Below are 22,702 nucleotides of genomic sequence, written 5' to 3' on the forward strand. Positions count from 1 at the left end.
GTTGCGCAGCGGCCAGGTCTGCCCGGTTGCGCAGCAGATTCCTTATCCCGTCCGCTTCACTCAATACGTCCCATCCCCCTTCTTCACCGCGCCCCCACCGTTCCCCTTGAACTGCGCAGCCAGCCGCTCCGCACTCCGCGCCAGCAGCGTCGTATCGACCCCCACCGCAACAAACAACGCCCCCGCTTCCAGATGCCGCCGCGCCGCCGCCTCATCCGCGCTGAGAATGCCCGGCGCCTTCCCTGCCGCCTTGATCGCCCGGATCGCGCCGTCGATCGCCGCCTGCACGTCCGGATGCCCTGGATTGCCGAGATGCCCGAGATCGGCCGCCAGATCGGCCGGCCCGATGAACACGCCATCGACGCCCTCCACCCGCGCAATCGCATCGATCGCGTCGAGCCCGGCACGCGTCTCGACCTGCACGAGCACGGCCATCTCGTCGTTCGCGCGATGCAGGTAATCGCCGACGCGGTTCCACCGCGACGCGCGCGCGAGCGCACTGCCGACGCCGCGAATCCCGTGCGGCGGATAACGCGTCGCGGCCACCGCCGCGCGCGCTTCGTCGGCGCTCTGCACCATCGGCACGAGCAGCGTCTGCGCACCGAGATCGAGCACCTGCTTGACGATCACCGGATCGTTCCACGGCACGCGCACGACCGGCTGCGACGGATAGGGCGCGATCGCCTGCAACTGCGCGAGGATCGTCGGCACCGTGTTCGGCGCATGTTCGCCGTCGATCAGCAACCAGTCGAAACCGGCGCCCGCGACGACTTCGGCGCTGTACGGATTCGCCAGGCCGAGCCACAAGCCGACCTGCGCGTCGCCACGCGCGAGCGCGGCCTTGAAGACATTCGACGGAATCTGCATCGCTCGCTCACCTCACGCGAAATAGCACTGGATCGTCCCGAGCGGGCCGTAGTCGACGCTGAACGTGTCGCCCGAGCGCGCCGCGCACGGCCGCGTGAACGAGCCGCCGAGCACGACCTGCCCCGGCTCCAGCGCGACGTCGAAGCGCGACAGCCGATTCGCCAGCCACGCGACGCCATTGGCCGGATGGTTCAGCACGCCGGCCGCGACGCCCGTTTCCTCGACAACGCCGTTGCGCGACATGATCGCCGCGACCCAGCGCAGGTCGACGTCCTGCGGCCGCACCGGCCGCCCACCGATCACGACGCCCGCGTTCGCCGCGTTGTCGGCGATCGTGTCGAACACCTTGCGCGGCCGCTTCGTATCGGGATCGATCGACTGGCTGCGCGCGTCGATGATCTCGAGCGCGGGCACCACGTAATCGACCGCGTCGTACACGTCGAAGATCGTGCAGTTCGGGCCGGTGAGCCGCTTGCCGAGCACGAATGCGAGTTCGACCTCGACGCGCGGCACGATGAAGCGCCCGGCCGGGATCGTGCCGCCGTCGTCGAAGAACATGTCGTCGAGCAGCGCGCCGTAATCGGGCTCGTCGATCTGCGACGTGTTCTGCATCGCCTTCGACGTGAGGCCGATCTTGTGTCCCTTGAGCGTGCGGCCTTCCGCGAGCTTGAGGGCGACCCACTTGCGCTGGATCGCATACGCGTCGTCGATCGTGATGTCGGGATGGTCGAGCGAGATCTGGCGGATCTGCTTGCGCTCGCGCTCGGCGTCGTGCAGACGCTGCGCGAGCTGGTCGATGATGGCGGGTTCGAGCATGGTCGGATCGGGAATGGGGTTCAGCCGGCCCGCTTGTAGCGGGCGTGAATGTTGTTGTGCTTGTACGAGCCGCTTTCGCTGAACTCGGTCAGCTCCATCGACAGCGCGAGATAACGCTTCGCGTACAGCGCCGCGAAATGCGCCTTGATCGCGTCGAACAGCGCGTCGCACGCGGCCTGCTTGGTCTCGTCGCTGCGGCCCGAGCCGATCTTCAGCGTCACGTGGACGAACGCGTCGTCCTCCGTGCCGTCGGCGACGCAGTAATCCTGCAGCTCGATCGCGCGCGAGCGGATGCCGCCGGTCGGAAACACGCCGCCCTGCGCGATCAGCGTCGCGTTGATCGTGCGCAGCAGCGCGGGAATGCGCGCGTCGTCGCGGATGTTCGCGGTGTATTCGACGACGATGTGTGGCATGGCAACGCTCCGGATAAGTGATGCGGCGCTCAGGCGAGCGGGAAGATCGCGTTGATCTGCCCGGTGCCCGAGCTCGCGAAATAGTCGGTGACGATCTCGACGGGCTTGTCGTAACGATCCCAGCCGAGCAGGCCGAGCAGCATCGCGGTGTCGTGCATGCCGCCTTCGCCGTGGCAATGCGTGTTGTACTCGGGCAGCATCGCGCAGAAGGTCTTGAAATCGCCCTGCTTCCACAGCTCGACCACGCGCAGGTCGACCTGCCGGAAGAACTCGCGGCTGATCTGGTGGATCGATTCCTCCGGGCTGCCGTTGTCGTTGAAGCGGTGCGACAGCGAGCCGCTCGCAAGGAACGCGACGTTCGAATCGCTCTTCTCGATCGCCTCGAGCAGCGCCTCGCCGAAGCGCCGGCTTTCGTCGAGCGTGTGCCACATGCACCAGCCCGCGATCGACACGACCTTGAAGTGCTGGTCGCCGTTCATGTAGCGCATCGGCACGAGCGTGCCGTATTCGAGTTCGAGGCTGTCGATCTCGTGTGCGCGCGTCGCGATGCCGCGTGCGCTGGCCGTCTCCGCGATCAGGCGGCCGAGTTCGGGGTTGCCTGGATACGCGTACTCCATGTCGCGGATGAAGTGCGGCAGCTCGTTGCTGGTATACGTACCCGCGAACCGCGCATTGCAGTTCACGTGATAGCCGGCGTTGACGAGCCAGTGCACGTCCGACACGACGATCGTATCGACGCCGAGCGCGCGGCAGCGCTCGCCGATCAGCTGGTGGCCGCGGATCGCCGCTTCGCGGCAGCCGTGATGCCTGCCGGGCAACTCCGACAGGTACATCGACGGCACGTGCGTGATCTTCGCGGCGAGGGACAGTTTGCCCATCGTTCAAGTCTCCGTATCGTTCGTTCTTGCTTGCGGCGCCACGACCCGCGCCCGTCACACGCCCCAGCGGGGAATGTGATGCGAACCCATCGAGATGCACACGTTCTTGATCTCCGCGAACACCTCGAAGCTGTACTCGCCGCCCTCGCGCCCGGTGCCCGACTCCTTCACGCCGCCGAACGGCTGGCGCAGGTCGCGCACGTTCTGGCTGTTCACGAACACCATCCCGGCCTCGATGCCGCGCGCGAGGCGATGCACCTTGCCGACGTCCTGGGTCCAGATGTACGACGCGAGCCCGTAGGACGTGTCGTTCGCAAGCCGCAGCCCGTCCTCCTCGTTCTCGAACGGAATCAGGCACGCGACCGGCCCGAAGATCTCTTCCTGCGCGATGCGCATCCGGTTGTCGACGTCGGCGAACACGGTCGGCCGCACGAAGTTGCCGTTGCGCAGATGCTCGGCGAGGCCGGCCGGCTTGTCCGCACCGCCTGCCACCACGCGCGCGCCTTCCTGCTCGCCGATCCGGATATAGCCGGTCACCTTCTCCCAGTGCTGGCGCGTGATCATCGCGCCGAGCTGCGTCGCCTGATCGGACGGATCGCCGACCACCAGGTTGTTCGCGCGGCGCGCGAATTCCTGCACGAAGCGGTCGTAGATCGTGCGCTGCACGAAGATCCGCGAGCCCGCGGTACAGCGCTCGCCGTTGATCGAGAAGATCGTGAACAGCGACGCGTCGAGCGCGCGGTCGAAATCGGCATCGTCGAAAATCAGCACGGGCGACTTGCCGCCGAGCTCCATCGAATATTTCTTCAGGCCCGCGCGCTCCATGATCCGCTTGCCCGTGACCGTGCCGCCCGTGAACGACACCGCGCGCACGTCCGGATGGCGCACCAGCGCGTCGCCGGCCGTCGCGCCGTAGCCTTGCACGACGTTCAGCACGCCCGGCGGAATGCCGGCTTCGAGCGCGAGCCGGCCGAGCTGGTCGGCCGTCAGCGGCGACAGCTCCGACATCTTCAGCACGGCCGTGTTGCCGAGCGCGAGGCACGGCGCCGTCTTCCACGTCGCGGTCATGAACGGCACGTTCCACGGCGACACCAGCGCGCACACGCCGACCGGCTGGTACAGCGTGTAGTTCAGCATCTGGTCGTCGACCGGATAAGTGCGGCCGTTCATCTGCACGCACACTTCCGCGAAGAAGTTGAAGTTCTCGGACGCGCGCGGAATCAGCTGCTTGCTCGTCTGCGCGATCGGCAGGCCGGTGTCCTGCGTCTCGAGCGCGGCGAGCATCGGCACGTTCTTCTCGATCAGCTCGCCGAGCTTGCGCATCAGCTTCGCGCGCTCCTTCGCGGGCGTGTTCGCCCACTTCGGGAATGCGTCCTTCGCCGCGCGCACGGCCGCGTCGACTTCGGCCTCGCCGGCCGATGCGACGTCGGTGATCACGTCGCCCGTCGCGGGATTCAGCGTCGTGAAGGTCTCGCGGCTCTCGACCTCACGGCCGCCGATCCAGTGCTTGATGGTCATGTGCTCTCCTTGGGCGACGGGCTCAGCCGGCGCGATAGTAGTCTGCTTCGCCGACGATCGTGTTCACGAGCCGGCCGATTCCTTCGATTTCGGTCACGACCTCGTCGCCCGGCTTCGTGTCGGCCAGCCCTTCCGGCGTGCCGGTCAGGATCAGGTCGCCCGGCGAGAGCGTCATGAAACTGCTGATGTGCTCGATCAGCGCGGGCACGTCGAAGATCATGTCGCGCGTGCTGCCGCGCTGCGTCTCCCGGCCGTTCACCGTCGTGCGCAGCGTCAGGTCGCCCGCGTCGCCGATCTCGTCGCGGCTGACGAACCACGGCCCGAGCGGCGTGCAGGTGTCGCGGTTCTTCACGCGCAGGTTCGGGCGGTAGTAGTTTTCGAGGTAATCGCGGATCGCGTAGTCGTTCGCAACCGTGTAGCCGGCGACGTGGTCGAGCGCCTGCGCGCGGCTCACGTTGCGCGCCGGGCGGCCGATCACGACGGCCAGCTCGCACTCGTAGTGCATGTGCGTCGCGTCCGCCGGGCGCACGGTGCGCGAGCGGTGACCAATGAACGTGTTCGGCCCCTTCAGGAAGATCAGCGGCTCGCTCGGCGCCTTGAACGCGAGTTCCTTCGCGTGGTCCGCGTAGTTGAGGCCGAGCGCGAACGTCGTGCGCGGCGCGACGGGCGGCAGCCACGTCACCACGTCCTCGGCGACCACGCGGCCCGTGTCGAGGCGGATCGCGCCGTCGCCGGCCGGTTCGGCCGCATGCAGTGCGCCGTTGTAGATCACGCGCGCCGTCTTCATCGTGCTTCCTCCGCAATCAGCGTATGCCGCAACGTGCCGATGCCGGCGGCGGTAATCTCGATCGTGCTGCCCGCGCGGGCACGCGGTGCGCCACCCGCGACGCCGAGCAGCAGCACGTCGCCCGCGTCGAACGACATGAATGCCGTCACGTCGGCGATCAGTTCCCGCACCGGGCGGATCAGCGTGGCGGTCGACGCGGACACCACGGCATCGCCGTCGATCCGCACGGTCAGGCCGATCGCGCCGACATCGCCGAGCGCGGCCGCCGGCACGATCGCCGGGCCCAGCGGGCAGAAGCCGTCGCGACACTTGAAGCGCACGGCCGGACGGTAGTAATCGGGATGCGGGACCGACACGTCGCTCGCGAGCGTGAAGCCATGCACGTAGTCGAGCGCCTGCGCGGCCGGTACGCGCGTCGCGCGCCGCGAGAACACGACGGCCACCGACGCGCCGATCTCCAGCGCATCGACGCCCGCCGGCACCACGACGGCCGCACCGTCCGCCGCATGCGTGTTGGCCGGTTTGATGTAAAGGATCGGCGCCTGCGGCGGACGGCCGTAAGGCGGTGCGTGCACGGCATCGCCGAGCGCGTCGAGTGCGGCGCGCTCGTTGAGCAGCGCACCGTAGACGGTACCGATGGCGACCGGCAGCGGCGGCGCCGCGGCGGTCCTGCAAGACAGCTCCATGCGTCATTCCCCTGCCGCGCGTCGCGGCGCATCGTCAATAGTTAATATCTTAAGTAAACAATCGGACGCTGGCAACCTCGATTACCCTGATACATGAAATTCAGCACCGTCGGCTGTTAAGATTGATGCGTCCCCGTCCATTCCTCACCCCCGATGAACCGTACGCTCGACCATCGCAACCTGGCCATGCTGCTGCTCGAGGCCCGCGAAACGCTGATGGGCCTGTTCCGCCCCATTCTCAAGGAATTCGCGCTGACCGAACAGCAATGGCGGATCATCCGCGTGCTCGACGGCGAGCCGGCGCATGCGCTCGAAGCGGGACAGATCGCGCGCCGCTGCTGCATCCTGAGCCCGAGCCTCACGGGCGTGCTGGAACGGATGGAGCGTGACGGCCTGATTACGCGCACGCGCGCGCAGGAAGACCAGCGCCGGCTGCTGGTGAGCCTGACGCCGCAAAGCAGGAAGCTGGTGACCGAAATCGGCCCGCGCATCGACGAGCAGTATCGCCAGCTCGAAGCGCGTTTCGGCCAGGACGGCCTGGACGACATCTACCGTGCGCTCGACCGGCTGATCGAACTCGGCAGCGCGTCGTAGGGCATGCTGCCGCCGGACCGCGGCGAGCGGCGGCGGGTGAACCCGAACCCGGGAACCGGCAAGCCGCGGATCGCGCTGGCCGTCAGTGCAGCGCCCCGCGCATCAGTTCGGTCACCGCGACGCCGCGGGACGTGCGCATGCATTCCTCGACGTAATCGATGAACGGCAGCGGCTCGAAATCGATTTCGTCGCGCACGCGGCGGTTGTCGAACACGCGATCGACCGTCGCGAACTCCGCGCCACGCTGCAACGCCCGGCCGATCACGCGCTCGAGCGCCGGATCGGACCGCCCGAGCACGTCGCGCACCACGAGCGGCAGGTCGGCCGGCGCGCACGCGGCGTAACGCGGCGCGCCCGTCATGCCGGCCGCCTCGTCCATCGCGCGCACGATCTGCGCGACCTGCGGCGCCTCGTCGCCGGCCGACACGTGGTACACGTCGTGCATCAGCGTCGGCTTCACGGCCAGCAGCATCGTCGCGCGTGCGACGTCGTCGACCGACACGATGTCGATGCGCGTCATCGGCCGCGCGGTGAAGCGGCGCGCCGCGTGCGCGACGCGGAACATCCAGAACGAATTCGGCGCGGGCCGCGTGCCGAGCACCGTGTGACCGACGACGTGCGACGGACGCACGACGACGAGCGGCAGCCCGAGCGCGCGCAGGCGCTGCTCCGTTTCCGCCTTCGCTTGCAGGTAGTCGGCCGCGAGCACCGCGCCGTGCAGCCCGTCGCTGCCCTGCGCCGCATCGCTCGCCGCCGCACCCGCCATTTCCTCGTAAACGATCCCGCCGCGGCCCGCATGCGCATAAGCGGTGCCGACGTAGACGAAACGCTGCAGTTGCGGTGCGTGCGCGAACCGCTCGGCAAAGCGCAGCGATTCGGCGAGGTCAGCCTGCAGATGCGTACCGTCGGCCGGCGACGCGTGGCCCGCGCAGTGAATCACGTGCGTCGCGCCGGCGAGACGCGGCGCGTCGGCACCCTGCCACACGTCGCCGAGCGCACCGACGACCACGTTCGCGTCGCCGAGACGCGATGCCCAGTACGGCGCGAGCCCCGCGCGCAGCGCCGCTTCACGCAAACGCGCGACCGCGTGGCCGCGATTCTCGGCGCGCACGACACACACGATGCGCTCGAGCAAGCCTGCGTTGACGAGCGCCGTCAGCACGGTACTGCCGATGAAGCCGGTGGCGCCGGTGAGCACCAGCCGCCCGACGTTGGCCGCCGCGACCGGCGCGCTGGCCGGCGACACGAGGCTCGTGCGCCAGTTGAGCGACAACGCGGTTTTCCAGATCAGCACGATAGTCTCCTTCGAAGAATCGGCCGGACGGCGCGGCAGCCCCGGATCGCGGAGTTGCGCACGGCGGTCGGCCGGGCCGGGGCCGACGCTCGCCCCGGCAGTCCCGATCGGCTGCGGCCCGCGATCGCGTCGATCGCGTCTCTGACACGAGGCGGCGGCCCGCCACGGACGGGCGTCCGCGGCGCAGGATCGGGAAAATCCAAGTGTGGGGCCGGATCGTCCGCAAGTCTGTCCTGAAAGTTTTGTGAAAGTGTGTGGATTTGTGCGCGAATGTCGGCGTGTGTCGTGCCGGCCGGGTTGTCAACTCGGTGAAATGCCCGGCCGGGCAGCTTTCGACTGAGGTTCGCCGGCGCGCTTCGAGCCAGCGCCTCGGCGCGACACATCGACGCGCCCCGGCCTAGTCATCGCATATCCCGGGCAAACCCGACGCGAGGCCGCGGCATGCAGATCGCGGTGCCGTCTGCGTTTGCGCGCGGGGCCGGAATCCGCGCGTATCGTCAGACGTCCTTTCATCCGAGACCCCAATAGACACAATTCGGATTTATTGAGGATTATCACTTGCGTTTCACTGCAGTCTATCTAGACTATCCAAACCAAATCGGTCGAATGTGTCATTTTCTATCTTCCAGGAGACGTTCCAATGCGCCTCACTATTCGGATTAATGGCAGCGAATCGGCAACCCGGCACTCGTTCGCGGTGTTGTGGGTCGATACCGACGAGCGGCTGTGGTCGCGCGAGGCACACCAGGGCATCGATCTCCCGGCCTGGGGCAAGGTTCGGGACGTGGAAGGCGCGATGGCCCTCTGCGCCGCCGATAGCGGGAATGCCGTGTGCCAGTTGAAGGGCCTGTCGTTCAGCGCGACGCAGCGCGAACAAGGTACCGCGGTGCTCGCCGGCGAGCACCCCGACGGCGCGTGGCGCCTGCAGGCGGTCGATCGCTCCACGGCGGAGCCGGAATACCACGAATTCATTTCCGTCGCGCGATAGGTATTTTTGACGGCAATCCTCTGCGGTTTTCGGGTTTATTCCGGTTTCCGCGATATTAATTTCGATATTCAGAAATAACGGCGCCTCTCTTCGAGGCGTTTTTTTATTTTTGCGTCCCGAAAATAATCGGGGCCGGGTTGATTGAGTTACATCCGCGATCACGACCCGCCGCGCCATTCCGATTCGTCGGCGGCATCGGGCAATGCCCGCGCCGCCGCTCCCGCCTTCATCCCGCCTTTTCCGCCCGGAACCACGTCGCCGATGCGCATCTTTTACGTGGCCGAAACACAGTTTCCCCACACGACGTTTACTCATTTATTACAATCACATTATTCCGACTGACTTGCCGCCGTCCGGCGGCCCGACCCGGCCCTTGCATGCGCGTGAAAAAGAAGACCCACCCCGCCGATCCGTACGCCGCCGCGACCAAGCACCCGATGCTCGCGTCGCGCCTGCCGATGTGGCGCTCGAAGCTGGTCGTGATCATGGTGTCCCTCGGTTTCGCCGCGCTGATCGGACGCGCGTTCTGGGTGCAGGTCGCGAACCAGGATTTCTATGTCGGGGAAGGCCAGAAGCGCTACCAGCGCACGATCGAGCTCGACGCGATGCGCGGGCGCATCGTCGACCGCAACGGTGCGATGCTCGCGGTCAGCCTGTCGACCTATGAAATCTGGGCGAACCCGAAACAGGTCGCCGAAATCGACTATCCGCAGATCGCGAAGCTGCTCGACATGCCGCTCGCGGAGGTGAAGCGCCGCCTGCGCAACGACCGTACGTTCGTGCTGCTCAAGCGGCAGATCGACGCCGAGACCGCAAGCCGGCTCGACAAGCTCGAGATCGACGGCATCACGCAGATCGCCGATTCGAAGCGCTTCTATCCGGAGGGCGAATCGGCCGCGCACGTGGTCGGCTTCACCAACGTCGAGGACAAGGGCCAGGAAGGTGTCGAGCTCGCCGCGAACGGGCGGCTGTCGGGTACGTCCGGGCAGCGCGAGGTGATCCGCGACCGGCTCGGCCGCATCGTGTCCGACACGCGCCCGCTCGTGCCCGCGCAGCACGGCGCGACGATCGAACTGACGATCGACCGGCGGATCCAGCAGCTCGCGTTCAGCCAGCTCAAGGCAGCGGTGCTCGAGAACAACGCGGTGGCCGGCAGCGTCGTCGTGCTCGACGCGCAGAACGGCGAAATCCTCGCGCTCGCGAACTATCCGACCTTCGACCCGAACGACCGTGCACGCCTGACGGGCCAGCAGCTGCGCAACCGCGCGGTGATCGACACGTTCGAGCCGGGCTCGACGATCAAGCCGCTCGTCGTCGCGCTGTCGATCGACGAGCGCAAGGTCACGCCGAACACGATCATCAACACGTCGCCGGGCACCTACAAGATCGGCCCGGCCGTGATCCACGACACGTCGAACCACGGCTCGCTGACCGTCTCGCAGGCACTGCAGAAGTCGAGCAACGTCGCGCTCGCGAAGCTGGCGCTGAACCTGCCCGCCGAAACGATCTGGAACAAGTACCAGGAATACGGGATCGGCCGCGCGCCGGAACTGACGTTCCCGGGCGTCGCGTCGGGCCGCCTGCGCGGCTACAAGCGCTGGCGGCCGATCGAGCAGGCGACGATGGCGTACGGCTACGGGCTGTCGATGTCGCTGCTGCAGATCGCGCAGACCTACACCGCCTATGCGGGCGACGGCACGCTGCACCCGGTGTCGCTACTGAGGAACGGCTCCGACCCGCAGACGATCGAGGCCCATCGCGGCCACCGCGTGACGTCGCCGCAGACCGCGGCGGCGATCCGTTCGATGCTCGAGTCGGCCGTCGGCGAAGGCGGCACGGGGCGCCGCGCGCGCGTCGACGGCTACCGGATCGGCGGCAAGACGGGCACGGCGCGCAAGCAGGTCGGCGCAACCTATGCGAAGGGCAAGTACCGCGCACTGTTCGCGGGGATGGCGCCGATGAGCAACCCCCGCCTGATCGTCGCGGTGATGATCGACGAGCCGCGCGGCAAGGGCTATTACGGCGGCACGGTGGCCGGCCCGGTGTTCTCGTCGGTCACGAGCGGCTCGCTGCAGCTGCTCGGCGTGCCGCCGGACGCGCCGGTCGAGCCGACGCCGAATGCGCCGCTCAAGGCGGCCGCGCCGCAAAAGACGGTCGCGGCGCCGAAGGCCGAGCGGCAAGCGCAGACGGTGGCCGCCGGGAAGGCGGCGGCGCCTGTGAAAACGGCCGCGCAAGCCGGCGCGGCCGTAGAGACGAAGGCGGCGGGCTGAAGCCGCTTGGGCGTGGGTGAAGTCGCCGGGGCGCGGCGCGGCGGCGAACAGGTCGGCTGACAGATCGAGGTCGGCTGTTCGCTACGTAGAACCCGCCGCACGCGCCGTTCCGAGAGGCCGGCGCAATCCTGTAATCCCGGCGATCCGCGCAGTCCGCGCAGTCGCAGCGATCCTATCGATCCGAGCGATCCCAGCCGCTAACCATCAATGCGCGGCCGCCACCGGCTTCGCCATCCTGCCGAGCACGTGCTCGGTCATCCCGCGCGCGAGTTCGCTCTCGCCCATGAACACGGTGCCGATGCCCTCGCTCGACAGCAAGTCGGCCTCGTCGCTGCTGTTCGTGCACAGCACGACCTCCAGCGCCGGATTGAGCGTGCGCGAGATCTCGACGATCTGCCGCACGTCGAATACGTCCGGCAGCGTGACGACCAGCATCCCGGCGCGCGCGATATGCGCCTGCACGAGCACGACCGGCTCGATCGCGTCGCCCGACACGGCCGCGACACCGTCCGCGCGCAGCTTCTCGACGAGCTCGCGATTCTGCTCGACGACGACATAGGCGATCCCGCGCTCGTCCAGCGCATGCGCGATCCGCGTGCCGACCTTACCGTAGCCGACGATCACGACCTGGCCGGTCAGGTGCGTCTGCGGCGTCGACATCGGCAGCGCGGCGAGCGGATCGTCGCGTGCCTCGAGCTTGCGCGCGAACGCCGAATGCTTGCGGATCCATGCGAGCGCCGGATCGATCATCGCGAACAGCAGCGTGTTCATCGCGATCGAGATCAGCGCGACCGCGAGAATCAGGCTCTGCCCCTCGGCCGACAGCAGCCCGAGCGCACGGCCGAGCCCCGCGAGGATGAACGAGAACTCGCCGATCTGGGCGAGGCCGGCGCCGACCGTCAGCGCGGTGTTCAGCGGATAGCGGAACGCGATCACGAGCGCGACCGCCGCGAGCGTCTTGCCGATCAGCACGATCGCCGCGACCTCGATCACGTGCAGCGGCTCGGCGAGCAGCACCTTCGGGTCGAACAGCATCCCGACCGAAATGAAGAACAGCACCGAGAACGCGTCACGCAGCGGCAGCGTCTCGTCGGCCGCACGCCGGCTGAACTCCGACTCGCGCATCATCATCCCGGCGAAGAACGCGCCGAGCGCGAACGACACGTCGAACAGCTTGGCCGCGCCGAACGCGATGCCGACCGCCGCGGCGATCATGCACAGCGTGAACAGTTCGCGCGAACCGGTACGGGCGACGAGCCACAGGATGCGCGGGAACACGCGCTTGCCGACCACGAGCATCAGCGCGATGAACGCGGCGACCTTCAGCATCGTGACGCCGAGCGTGCCCCACACGCTGCCGCCGGCCGCGTGCGCGTCGCCGGGCGGCGTGCCGCCGAGCAGCCCCGCGACGGGCGGCAGCAGCACGAGCACGAGCACCATCACGAGATCCTCGACGACGAGCCAGCCGACCGCGATGCGTCCGTTGACCGTCTCGACGAGCCCGCGCCCCTCGAGCGCCCGCAACAGCACGACCGTGCTCGCGACCGACAGCGCGAGCCCGAACACGAGCGCCGCGCCGAGGCTCCAGCCCCAGGTGAGCGCGAGCCCGCCGCCGAGCAGCGTCGCGACGGTAATCTGGACGACGGCCCCCGGCAGCGCGATCTTGCGCACCGCGAGCAGGTCGCCGAGCGAAAAATGGAGGCCGACGCCGAACATCAGCAGCATCACGCCGACTTCCGCGAGCTGCTGCGCGAGCGACAGGTCGCCGACGAAACCGGGCGTGCCGGGGCCGATCACGATCCCGGCGAGCAGATAGCCGACGAGCGGCGGCATTTTCAGCAGCGACGCGAGGTAACCGAAGATCATCGCGAGACCGAAACCGGCCGCGAGCAACGCAATCAGGCTGATGTCATGAGGCATCCCCCCTCCCGAGTTCTTGTAACGATTTAGTAAGGTTCAAGAATGGAAGGATAAGGGATGAGGCGAAAAATTGGCGCGCCACCGCGAAAAATTCATGCGGGTGGCGCGCCATTGCGGGGTGCAACCCCGGTCGGGCGGAACGCGCCCCGCGGGCCGACCGGCGCCGCGAGGCGGAGCGGGTGGGCGGGGCCGGATGCCCCGCCGCGTGGGTCAGCGCGCCGCTTGCGGGAACCGCGCGCCCGGCGGCGGCTCCGGCCGCGTCGACGGCACGCTCTTGCGCACCTTCGCGACCTGCGCGGCCGTGATCGCCGTCCCCGTATTGCCCCAGCTCGTGCGCACGAAGTTCGACACGTCCGCGACTTCCTGGTCCGACAGGCGCCAGCCGAACGGCGGCATCGTGAAGGTCGACGGCGCGGTGTGCGTGCCCTTCAGCGCGCTGCCCGACAGCACGACGTGGATCACCGAAGTCGGATCGTCGCCCTGCAGGACAGGGTTGCCGGCGAGCGCCGGGAACACCCGCGTGTAGCCGTGGCCGTCGCTGCGGTGGCAGGCCATGCAGTTGTCGCGATAGACCGCCGCGCCCGGCTTGCTCGCGTCGCCGGTTTGCAGCGCGTGCGCGGCCGTCGCGTCGTACGCGTACGGTGCCTCGCCCTGCACCTTTGGCGGCAGCGTCTTCAGGTAGCGTGCGATCGCCGTGAGATCGTCGTCGCTCATGTGCTGCATGCTGTGGCCGACCACGTCCGTCATCCCGCCGAACGCGGCCGTGCGCAGCGTGCGGCCGGTCTTCAGGAACTGCACGATCTCGGTTTCGTTCCACGTGCCGAACCCGGTGCGCGGCTCGCCGCGCAGGCTGGTCGGCACCCAGCCGTCGATCGCCGCGCCGCCGGCCAGGAAGTCGAGGCCGCCCGCGTCGGTCAGCGCGCGCTCCTGCATCGTCGCCGCGCGCGGCGTGTGGCACGCGCCGCAATGGCCGAGCCCCTGCACGAGATACGCGCCGCGCGCGACCACCGGATCGGTGTACGGCGCCGCATCGAACGGCTTCGGCGTCGGCGCGAACATCTTGCGCCAGAACGTCAGCGGCCAGCGCATCGACAGCGGCCACACGATGTCCACCTTGCGGTTCTCGTGCTCGACCGGCGCGACGCCGTGCATGAAGTACGCGTACAGCGCCTTCATGTCGTCGTCGGTCAGGCGCGCATAGGACGGGAACGGCATCGCCGGGTACATCGTGTCGCCGTTCTTGCGCACGCCCTCGCGCACCGCACGGGTGAAGTCCTCATACGTCCAGCCGCCGAGGCCCGTCTTCGGGTCCGGCGTGATGTTCGTCGAGTAGATGCCGCCGATCGGCGTGTCAAACTTCAGCCCGCCCGCGAACGGCTTGCCGCCGCTCGCGGTGTGGCACGCGATACAGTCGCCCGCGCGGGCCAGATATTCGCCGCGCTTGACGAGGTTCGCGTCGGCAGACTGTGCGACCGGTGCGGCTGCCGGGCCCGAAGCCGCGGCGGGCGCGGATGCCGGCTGCGCGAACGCGGTGCCGCCCGCGAGACCGAACGCCGCCCAGGCCGTGCCGATCGCCAGGGCGCGCCGCAGCGGGGAAATCCGGCGCGCGGCGTTGTAGTGGTTCATCGTCCTCTTCATGCGGTCACCAGCGGGGCGGGATTTTTCAGGTATTGCTCGCGGATCGCACGTGCCGACCAGTAAGCCAGCGCCGCGATGATCCCGGTCGGGTTGTAGCCGATGCCCTGCGGCAGCGCCGACGCGCCCATCACGAACACGTTGTGCACGTCCCAGCACTGCAGGTAGCGGTTCAGCACGCTCGTCTTCGGGTCGGTGCCCATGATCGCGCCGCCGACCAGGTGCGTCGTCTGGTACGCGCGCGAATCGAAATGCTTGCCGAACTCGCGCGTCGACACGCCGATCGCCTTCGGCCCCATCGCCTCCGCGATCTTCTTCATCTGCCCGGTCACGTACTGCGCCATCTTGATGTCGTTGTCCTTCCAGTCGAAGGTCATCCGCAACAGCGGCTGGCCGTACGAATCGCGATAGGTCGGATCGAGGTCGAGATACACGTCGCGGTACGACATGTTCGTGCCGTGCGCGTCCATCGAGATCGTGTGCGCGTAGTTGTCCTTCACGGCCTTCTTCCACGCCGAGCCCCACTGCGGCGTGCCCGGCGGCGTCGCGATGCCGCTGATCGGCTTCACGCCGGCCTGGTTCACCCACAGCGGCGAGCCGCCGACGAAACCGAGCGGGCCGTGGTCGAAGTTGTCCGCGTTGAAGTCGTCCACCGCGACACCGTTGCCGCCCGCGCCGATGAACGGATTCGTGAAGGTGTCCTTGTCGAAGAACGCCTTGATCGTCGACAGGTTCTGGTACGCGAAATTGCGGCCCACCACGCCTTCGCCCGAGATCGGGTCGTACGGCTTGCCGATGCCCGACAGCAGCAGCAGGTGCACGTTGTGATACTGGAACGCGGCGACGATCACAAGATCGGCCGGCTGATGCACTTCACGGCCGGCCGGGTCGACGTAGGTGACGCCCGTCGCGCGCTTCTTCGTGTCGTCGAGGTCCACGCGCAGCACGTGGCACTTCGAGCGCAGCTCGAAGTTCGGCACCTGCTTCAGCGCGGGCAGGATGTTCAGGTTGGGCGACGCCTTCGAGTACATGTAGCACGCGTAGCCGCTGCAGTAGCCGCAGAAGTTGCACGGCCCCATCTGCACGCCGTACGGGTTCGTGTACGGACCCGACGTGTTCGCCGACGGCAGCCGGTACGGATGCAGCCCCAGCGACTTCGCGGCGTCGGAGAAGCGCTGCGCCGAATACGTATTGAGCTGCGCGGGCAGCGGGAAGTTGTCGCTGCGGTTGGCCTCGAACACGTTGCCGTCGCCGACCACCTTGCCGCCGACCTTGTAAGCCTGCCCCGACGTGCCGAACACCTTCTCGGCGAAGTCGAAATACGGCTCGAGTTCGTCGTAGGTGACACCCGTGTCCTGGATCGTCATCCCTTCGGGGATGAACTTCTTGCCGTAGCGCTCTTCGTAGTGGCTGCGCAAGCGCAGCTCCTCCGGCGTGATCCGGAAATGCACGCCCGACCAGTGCAGCCCCGCGCCGCCGACGCCCTCGCCCGGCAGGAACGCGGCGAGCTGCCGGTACGGCAGCGCAGTGTCGTTCACGCCGTGGCGGATCGACACGGTCGTCTTCGACAGGTCGAGGAACAGCTTCTTGCGGACGTTGTAGGTCAGCTCGTCGATCGTGTTCGGATACGCGCCGTCCGGATAGGTGTCGCGATATTCGCCACGCTCGAGCGCGACGACGTTCAGGCCCGCTTCGGTCAGTTCCTTCGCGAGAATCGCGCCGGTCCAGCCGAAGCCGACGATCACCGCATCGACGTGCGGCTTCTTTTCTGCGGTCATCAGGTGCGCTCCCCGTTGATCGAGACGGGGCCGTACGGATAGGGCTTGCCGTTCTGGTTGACGAAATCCATGAAGTCGGCGCGCGCGCCCGGAAAACCGATCATCTTCCACGCGGCCATGTCGTGATTGCCGCCGTGCACCGGATCGCAGAAGTAGCCTTCGCGCGTGTTCTGCAGCAACAGACCGAAGAACACCGTGGACGGCACGTCGTCGATCTGCGCGCCGCCTTTTTCCAGCGCACCGAGCACGGTGTCGCGGGTTGGCGCGTCGAGGTCGGCGAACGCCTTGCCGTGGGCCTTTTCGCAATAGCGGTTGACCGCCGCGATGCCGAGCCGGTAGATGTCGCGCGGCACGAGCTTGAGCTGGTAGCCGAGCTCGGGCACGCCCTGCTGGAACGGCCCCTGCATGTACCACGTCGCGCCGTGCGCGTACGGGGTTTCCATCTGGCGGTCGATGAATTCGGGCGCGCCGGATTCGAGCGCGCCGGGGCCTTCGGCATCGGCCGGAATCAGCCGGTCGACGGCGGCCTGGACGAACGCCCACTCCTTCGCATCGAAGAAGGTCGGCTTGTACGGCGCGCGTTCGGCGCCGGCCGACGCGGCTGAGGCATTGCCGGCCGTGGTCGAGGACGACGACGAGCGCAGGTCGCAACCGGCGACCGACGCGATCGGCACGAGCGCGACCGACGTGCGCAGGAAGCGGCGACGCGAGTTGGGTTTGTCGGGTGGCGTGGACATGGTCGGATGTTGATCGTTGGGGAGCGTGATTCGGGAACCCGCATTCCGGATGCGGCATGCCCGACACGGTAGCCATGCCGCGCGCGGCCGGCCGTCCTGTTCTTGCGATGTTGCGAGCAACCTCGATGCAGGCGCCGGCCGCGCACTGCGCGGTAGCGCCCGTCATGCAGCCGCGCGGCGTGCCGGTTTCGGCACGCCGCGCGGGGTCGACCTCTTCGCGGGTCTTATCGTCGGACAAATACCGGCTTGCCGCCCGCATCTGCCCGTCATCGCCATGGCCTATTCAACTTAGACGCCGCGCCGGCCGACGGCAAGCGCAACGTGCACGACCCTCATTTCGGGCCCGGCGACAAATGCCGCGAATTATAGATGGAACCGGTTCCATTTCCAAAGGGTTCAGTGCAATTCATTACATCGAAAACCGCAATAATGAGGAAATCGTTTTCCGGAATACGCAAGAGCCGTGGCGCGGCCGCGGCGTCGATCTCAGGGCCGGACGCACGCGCGGGTGTCGCTCGATGGGCGCCCGTGGTTTTTCAGGGGTAGCCCTGCCCGCGCCGCTCGGCGCTTTCCGATGCGGTGCCCGCGACGCACGTTACCGCTTCGCTCGCGGCAAAACGGCCGTCCCGCTCGACGCAGTGCTCACCACGGCCACAGCATCGACGCGATCGACAACGAAAGTGCCGCGCACAGCGGCGAGTAACAGAGGCTGTCCATGCGCGCGAAACGCGACCCGCGAACCCGCTTGAAAAAGCCGACGTAGCGGAAATCGCCGACGGCGCGCACCGCGAAGATCAGTGCGAGCGCAACGATCGCGAACGCGATCGCGCCGGGATACAGGTTCGGCCACAGCCAGCCCGCGCGCGACGCCACCGCGCTTGCGCCGGCCAGCAACGCCGCCGCGACGGCGAGCGTGCCGGGCACAGTCGGCCGCAGCAGCGGTACGCCGTCCTGTTCCGGAATGGCCGCACGCTTGCCGAGCCGTCCGCCGAACGCCCAATAGACGTGAACGAGTGCAATCGCACAAAGCGTCGGCACGCTGAAATACGCGCCCGTCATGTCGGTAAGCTTCCTTGTCTCATCGTGTCGTCGTGTCGTGATCCAGCCGGAAGGAATCCGGCACGCGGCCCCGTTCCGCGCCACCCGAGACGATACCCAAACCGCGTGCCGCATGCATTGCGACGTCCGGTCGCAATACGCCATGCCGCGTGTTGCGGTGCAGTGCGCGCACCGTCGCACCGGGCCGCCGCTTGACTTCCCTCCGGGCACCGCTACCCTCTTATTCCAGTACGGCACGCGAACCGTGCATGCGCAACCGTCGCACACGTGCCGTTCGCCGGCACGCACGATCGGACGATCGCGGCGCGCCCGGGCACGACAACCATGACGAATACCCATGGAGGCGACTCATGCTGATCGGTGTGCCGAAGGAGATCAAGAACCACGAATACCGCGTCGGCCTCACGCCGGCCGGCGCACGTGAGCTCACGCGACACGGCCATCGCGTGCTCGTGCAGCGCGGCGCGGGCACGGCAATCGGCCTGCTCGACGACGACTACACGGCCGCCGGCGCCGCACTGTGCGACGACGCGCGCGACCTCTTCGCGCGCGCCGACATGATCATCAAGGTCAAGGAGCCGCAGGCGGCCGAGTGCGCGATGCTGCGGCGCGGACAGATTCTTTATACGTATCTGCATCTCGCGCCCGATCCCGAGCAGGCGGCCGCGCTCGTGAAGTCCGGCGCGGTCTGCATCGCGTACGAAACCGTGACGGGCCCGGGCGGCGGACTGCCGCTGCTCGCGCCGATGAGCGAGGTCGCGGGGCGCATGTCGATCCAGGTCGCGGCAACGCACCTCGAAAGCCCGCGCGGCGGCCGCGGGGTGCTGATGGCCGGCGTGCCCGGCGTGCCGGCCGCGCACGTCGTGGTGCTCGGCGCGGGCGTGGTGGGCACCGGTGCGCTGCAGATGGCGGTCGGCCTCGGCGCGCGCGTCACCGTGCTCGACACGAACGTGGGCCGGTTGCGCCAGCTCGATCTGGTCTTCGCGAACCGGATCGCGACCGTCTGCTCGAACGCGCATACGATCGACGAAGCCGTGCGCGACGCCGACGTCGTGATCGGCGCGGTGCTCGTGCCGGGCGCGTCGGCACCGCGGCTCGTCACGCGCGACATGATCGCGACGATGCGCACGGGCGCCGTCGTCGTCGATGTCGCGATCGACCAGGGCGGCTGCTTCGAGACCTCGCATGCAACGACGCATGCGCAGCCGACCTTCGTCGTCGACGGCGTCGTGCACTACTGCGTCGCGAACATGCCGGGCGCGGTCGCGCGCACGTCGACGTTCGCGTTGAACAACGCGACGCTCGGCCATGCGCTCGCGCTCGCCGACAAGGGCTGGAAACGCGCGATGGCCGACGACCCGCATCTGCGCGCGGGCCTGAACGTATGCGACGGCCACATCACGTACGAGGCCGTCGCGCTGGCGCTCGGCCTGCCGTACGTACCGGCGGAAGACGCGCTGGCCTGACTTCGGCATGCGTGACGGCGCACACGTGCGCCGTCACGCGCCCTTCGGGCGGCCGCGCTTCGACGCGATGCTTGTGTCGCTTGTGTCGCTTGTGTCGCTTGTGTCGCTTGTGTCGCTTGTGCCGTTGGCGCCGCTGGCACCACTCGCGCCCATCGTGCGCGCCAACAGCGGCCGAAGTTGCGCGAGCGTGCGCGTGTTGAGCACGTCCTGTCGCGTGAGCCACCCGCGCCGCGCCTGGCCGATACCGTATCCAAGATTGTCCAGATCGTCCGCGCACCGCGCGTCCGAGCCGATCGCCACCGCGACGCCAGCCTTGGCGGCCTCGCGGCACCAGACGTCCGGCAGATCGAGCCGCCGCGGGTCGCCGTCGAGTTCGACGAAGCAGTGGCGCGCGGCGGCCGCGGCGAGCACGCGCGGCACGTCGAGTTCGCATGCGTCGCGTTCACCGAGCAGCCGGCCGGTCGGGTGCGCGAGGATCGTGAAATACGGGTGATCGATCGCGCGCAGCAGCCGCTCGGTCTGCGCGTCGCCCGGCAGGTCGAAGCGGTCACGTACCGCGCCGACCACGAGGTCGAGCCGGCCGAGCACGTCGTCGGGCACATCGAGGCTGCCGTCCTCGCGTATGCCGGCCTCGACGCCCTTCAGCAGCACGAAGTCGTCGAACGACGCGTTGAGGCGGTCGATCTCGTCGATCTGCCGTACGAGCCAGTCGGCATCGGTGCGGCCGCCGCCGGACTCCGGCGTGCGATCGGTCACGGCGAGATACGCGAGCCCGCGCGCACGCGCCGCGTCCGCCATCGCGCGCAGGCTGTCGCGCCCGGCCGCTGTGTCGGTATGCGCATGCAGATCGCCATGAACGTGCTTGCGTTCGACCAGCGCCGGCAGCGCGCCGACGCGCGACGCGTCGATCTCGCCGCGGCCCTCGCGCAACTCGGGCGGCACCCAGTGAAGGCCGATCGCCTCGTAGACGGATGCCTCCGTCGCGCCCGCGATCCGCTCGTCGCCGCGGAATACGCCGTATTCGTTGATCTTCAGCCCGCCGGCCTGCGCGATCCGGCGCAGCGCGATGTTGTGCGCCTTCGATCCCGTGAAGTAGACGAGCGCCGCGCCGAACGCGTCGGCGTCGACGACGCGCAGGTCGAACTGCAGCCCGTTGCCGAGCACGACGCTCGAACGCGTCTTGCCGTTCGCGAGCACGCGTGCGACCTCGCCGTAGCCGACGAACGCGTCGGCTACGGCGGCCGGATCGCGTGCGGTCACGAGGATGTCGAGATCGCCGACCGTCTCGCGGCAGCGGCGAAAGCTGCCGGCCGGCACCGCTTCGCCGACGCCGGCCACCTTGCGCAAGCGCTCGAGCAACGGCATCAGCGATTGCACGGCATCCGGCAGCAGAAAGCGCTGCGGCTCGCGCTTCAGGCGGTCGTCGATCGCGTCGAGCAGATGCGCTTCGGTCTTCGCGCCGAAACCCGGCAGCACGCGCACGTGCCCGCTCTTCGCTTCGACGCGCAGCTGCTCGAGCGAGTCGACGTGCAGCGCGTCATGCAGCGCCTTGACGCGTTTCGCGCCGAGCCCCGGCACGTCGAGCAGTTCGACGATCGCGCCCGGCAACGCATGGCGCAGCGTTTGCTGCAGTTCGCAGGTACCGGTCGCGGCGATCTCGCGCAGCTTCGCCGCGAGATCGGCACCGATCGACGGAATCCGGCCGAGATCGCTGCCGTTCGCGATCATCGCCGGAATGTCGCGCCCGTAGTCGGCAATCGTACGGGCCGCGTTGCGGTAGGCACGCACCCGGAACGGGTTGGCGCCCTGGATCTCGAGCATGTCGGCGATTTCGGCGAAGACGGCCGCGCACTCGGCATTGTGGATCGGCATGATCGGCGTGGCTCCCTTCCACGTGGATGGCGCCGTGCGCCGGCGCGCCGGCGTCGGCCCGCCCGGCGCCGCATGTCGACGGCGGCGGGTGCCCGTTGGTCATCCCGCGCCGATTGCCCGTGCCGTACCGCGCGGGGCATGTTGCTTGCGCGGCCCCTGCACCGACGTCAGAGCGATGCGCGCGGTGTCGTCGCGTAGCGCCGCTCGTATACCGACTGGCAATGCGTGCAACGCTCGGCGGTCGGGCGCACGAGCAGTCGCTCGTAGCCGACCGGCGCATCGCAATCGATGCACTCGCCGTAGCTGCCGTCGCGCATGCGCTGCTGCGCGCGCCCGATCGCGCGCAACTCGGCCAGCTTCATCCCGATCAGCGCGTGATCCATGTCGACGAACAGATCGGCATTGGCCTCGTCGCCCTCGTCCGGCGCCGCGCCGGCAAGCTCCGCATAGGACTCCGACGCGCGCTGGTCCTCGCTCGTCCGGATCTCCGCACGCAACGCCTGCTCGCTCTCGGTCAGCCGTCGCTGCAGCGTCTGCCGTTGTTCTCGATCGAGCGCCATCGCCGTCCCTCCTTTTCCGGGTTCCGCGCAATGAGGCATGCGGCGCGCGGTTGTCGCGCCGGTGCACGGCGGGCCGGGATGCCCGGCTCGTCGTGCCCGGATGCGCGTCCGGCCACACGAAGTGCGGGACGCATTCGACGCAGCATAAACCCAATGCACACGCATGTGTTGACCGGCGTCAGCGCCCGCACCGCGCATGAGAAACCGGGGACCGATACGAAAACCCCGCGCGGCAGCATTCGTCTGACGCAGCCGCCGTTGAGGTCGATCAATCCCCTGTAAAAAGTTGCGTCGTAGATTGAGAGCATGCGCGGCGAATCCGCGGCTTTCCGGGAGAACGTCATGTTGTTCGGCGTCGTCATCTGGGTGGCCCTTGCGGCCCTGTTCCCGACGATGGTCGTGCCGACGATCCAGCACGCCATCCAGCCGTCGAGCGCGCAAGCCGCGCCCGACGCCAGCCCCGCCGTCTCGCCCGCTGCGTTGCCGACAGCCGCTCAGCCGCCGGCGGACAGCTGAAGCGCGGTTGCGGGTTCGCGGTTGCGGGACGCGTCGTATCGAGGCCGG

General features: G+C 68.3%; 21 protein-coding genes. 6 read left to right on the forward strand and 15 right to left on the reverse strand.

Annotated elements, in window-relative coordinates:
• Positions 1-60: 60 nt before the first annotated feature.
• Genes hpaI through U4Y91_RS15480 form a run of 7 tightly spaced genes read right to left on the reverse strand, consistent with a single transcriptional unit; the run spans position 61 to position 5,965 of the window.
• A complete protein-coding gene (gene hpaI / locus U4Y91_RS15450; protein ID WP_321805744.1) occupies positions 61-867 on the reverse strand; it encodes a 4-hydroxy-2-oxoheptanedioate aldolase in 807 nt (268 codons plus the stop codon).
• A 12-nt stretch (positions 868-879) separates the two neighbouring features.
• Entirely contained in the window at positions 880-1,683 is an 804-nt protein-coding gene (hpaH, locus tag U4Y91_RS15455) for a 2-oxo-hept-4-ene-1,7-dioate hydratase (RefSeq protein WP_321805745.1), read from the reverse strand.
• Positions 1,684-1,703: 20 nt separating this feature from the next.
• Entirely contained in the window at positions 1,704-2,096 is a 393-nt protein-coding gene (locus U4Y91_RS15460) for a 5-carboxymethyl-2-hydroxymuconate Delta-isomerase (protein WP_321805746.1), read from the reverse strand.
• A 29-nt stretch (positions 2,097-2,125) separates the two neighbouring features.
• On the reverse strand, positions 2,126-2,974 hold the full coding sequence (hpaD, locus tag U4Y91_RS15465; protein ID WP_321805747.1) for a 3,4-dihydroxyphenylacetate 2,3-dioxygenase: 849 nt from the start codon (positions 2,972-2,974) through the stop codon (positions 2,126-2,128).
• Between the two features lie 54 nt (positions 2,975-3,028).
• Positions 3,029-4,492, reverse strand: a complete 1,464-nt coding sequence (gene hpaE, locus U4Y91_RS15470; protein WP_321805748.1) for a 5-carboxymethyl-2-hydroxymuconate semialdehyde dehydrogenase — start codon at positions 4,490-4,492, stop codon at positions 3,029-3,031.
• Between the two features lie 22 nt (positions 4,493-4,514).
• Positions 4,515-5,279: a fumarylacetoacetate hydrolase family protein gene (locus U4Y91_RS15475; RefSeq protein WP_124665822.1), complete on the reverse strand. Its 765-nt coding sequence runs from the start codon at positions 5,277-5,279 to the stop codon at positions 4,515-4,517.
• Positions 5,276-5,965, reverse strand: coding sequence for a fumarylacetoacetate hydrolase family protein (locus U4Y91_RS15480; RefSeq protein WP_321805749.1), 690 nt, complete (start codon positions 5,963-5,965; stop codon positions 5,276-5,278). The genes U4Y91_RS15475 and U4Y91_RS15480 overlap by 4 nt, the downstream gene beginning before the upstream one ends.
• A 153-nt stretch (positions 5,966-6,118) precedes the next feature.
• On the opposite strand from U4Y91_RS15480, the gene hpaR reads away from it, so the two are divergent.
• The gene (gene hpaR, locus U4Y91_RS15485) at positions 6,119-6,559 is read left to right on the forward strand and encodes a homoprotocatechuate degradation operon regulator HpaR (RefSeq protein ID WP_124660096.1); all 441 of its coding nucleotides are present in this window, start codon (positions 6,119-6,121) and stop codon (positions 6,557-6,559) included.
• An 82-nt stretch (positions 6,560-6,641) separates the two neighbouring features.
• On the opposite strand, the gene U4Y91_RS15490 is transcribed toward hpaR, so the two are convergent.
• The gene (locus U4Y91_RS15490; protein ID WP_321805750.1) at positions 6,642-7,853 is read right to left on the reverse strand and encodes an SDR family oxidoreductase; all 1,212 of its coding nucleotides are present in this window, start codon (positions 7,851-7,853) and stop codon (positions 6,642-6,644) included.
• Between the two features lie 640 nt (positions 7,854-8,493).
• Between U4Y91_RS15490 and U4Y91_RS15495 the strand changes: the two genes are divergently transcribed.
• The 3 genes from U4Y91_RS15495 (at position 8,494) to U4Y91_RS15505 (ending at position 11,111) form a co-directional block, all read left to right on the forward strand.
• The gene (locus tag U4Y91_RS15495; protein ID WP_321805751.1) at positions 8,494-8,841 is read left to right on the forward strand and encodes a DUF3564 family protein; all 348 of its coding nucleotides are present in this window, start codon (positions 8,494-8,496) and stop codon (positions 8,839-8,841) included.
• 141 nt (positions 8,842-8,982) lie between these two features.
• Positions 8,983-9,183 (forward strand): hypothetical protein, encoded by a 201-nt coding sequence (locus U4Y91_RS15500; RefSeq protein WP_321805752.1) that lies wholly within the window; start codon positions 8,983-8,985, stop codon positions 9,181-9,183.
• Positions 9,184-9,218: 35 nt separating this feature from the next.
• Complete coding sequence (locus U4Y91_RS15505) at positions 9,219-11,111, forward strand: peptidoglycan D,D-transpeptidase FtsI family protein (protein ID WP_321805753.1); 1,893 nt, start codon at positions 9,219-9,221, stop codon at positions 11,109-11,111.
• Between the two features lie 204 nt (positions 11,112-11,315).
• Here U4Y91_RS15505 and U4Y91_RS15510 read toward each other — a convergent pair whose 3' ends face one another.
• From U4Y91_RS15510 to U4Y91_RS15530, 5 genes are all read right to left on the reverse strand, one after another.
• On the reverse strand, positions 11,316-13,031 hold the full coding sequence (locus tag U4Y91_RS15510) for a cation:proton antiporter (RefSeq protein ID WP_321805754.1): 1,716 nt from the start codon (positions 13,029-13,031) through the stop codon (positions 11,316-11,318).
• Between the two features lie 210 nt (positions 13,032-13,241).
• On the reverse strand, positions 13,242-14,669 hold the full coding sequence (locus tag U4Y91_RS15515) for a cytochrome c (RefSeq protein WP_321805755.1): 1,428 nt from the start codon (positions 14,667-14,669) through the stop codon (positions 13,242-13,244).
• Positions 14,666-16,444 (reverse strand): GMC family oxidoreductase, encoded by a 1,779-nt coding sequence (locus U4Y91_RS15520; protein WP_321805756.1) that lies wholly within the window; start codon positions 16,442-16,444, stop codon positions 14,666-14,668. The genes U4Y91_RS15515 and U4Y91_RS15520 overlap by 4 nt, the downstream gene beginning before the upstream one ends.
• A complete protein-coding gene (locus U4Y91_RS15525; RefSeq protein ID WP_321805757.1) occupies positions 16,444-17,181 on the reverse strand; it encodes a gluconate 2-dehydrogenase subunit 3 family protein in 738 nt (245 codons plus the stop codon). The genes U4Y91_RS15520 and U4Y91_RS15525 overlap by 1 nt, the downstream gene beginning before the upstream one ends.
• Positions 17,182-17,823: 642 nt before the next feature.
• On the reverse strand, positions 17,824-18,240 hold the full coding sequence (locus U4Y91_RS15530; RefSeq protein WP_321795264.1) for a DUF3995 domain-containing protein: 417 nt from the start codon (positions 18,238-18,240) through the stop codon (positions 17,824-17,826).
• 350 nt (positions 18,241-18,590) lie between these two features.
• Between U4Y91_RS15530 and ald the strand changes: the two genes are divergently transcribed.
• Positions 18,591-19,706: an alanine dehydrogenase gene (gene ald / locus U4Y91_RS15535; RefSeq protein ID WP_321805758.1), complete on the forward strand. Its 1,116-nt coding sequence runs from the start codon at positions 18,591-18,593 to the stop codon at positions 19,704-19,706.
• Between the two features lie 33 nt (positions 19,707-19,739).
• On the opposite strand, the gene polX is transcribed toward ald, so the two are convergent.
• Together polX and U4Y91_RS15545 are read right to left on the reverse strand one after the other, a co-directional pair.
• Positions 19,740-21,578: a DNA polymerase/3'-5' exonuclease PolX gene (gene polX / locus U4Y91_RS15540; RefSeq protein WP_321805759.1), complete on the reverse strand. Its 1,839-nt coding sequence runs from the start codon at positions 21,576-21,578 to the stop codon at positions 19,740-19,742.
• A 167-nt stretch (positions 21,579-21,745) separates the two neighbouring features.
• Positions 21,746-22,138, reverse strand: a complete 393-nt coding sequence (locus U4Y91_RS15545; RefSeq protein WP_321805760.1) for a TraR/DksA family transcriptional regulator — start codon at positions 22,136-22,138, stop codon at positions 21,746-21,748.
• Between the two features lie 306 nt (positions 22,139-22,444).
• On the opposite strand from U4Y91_RS15545, the gene U4Y91_RS15550 reads away from it, so the two are divergent.
• The gene (locus U4Y91_RS15550) at positions 22,445-22,654 is read left to right on the forward strand and encodes a hypothetical protein (RefSeq protein ID WP_321805867.1); all 210 of its coding nucleotides are present in this window, start codon (positions 22,445-22,447) and stop codon (positions 22,652-22,654) included.
• The last annotated feature ends 48 nt before the right edge of the window (positions 22,655-22,702 follow it).

The sequence above is a fragment of the Burkholderia sp. BCC1993 genome (assembly GCF_905339865.1).
Taxonomy (GTDB): Bacteria; Pseudomonadota; Gammaproteobacteria; order Burkholderiales; family Burkholderiaceae; genus Burkholderia.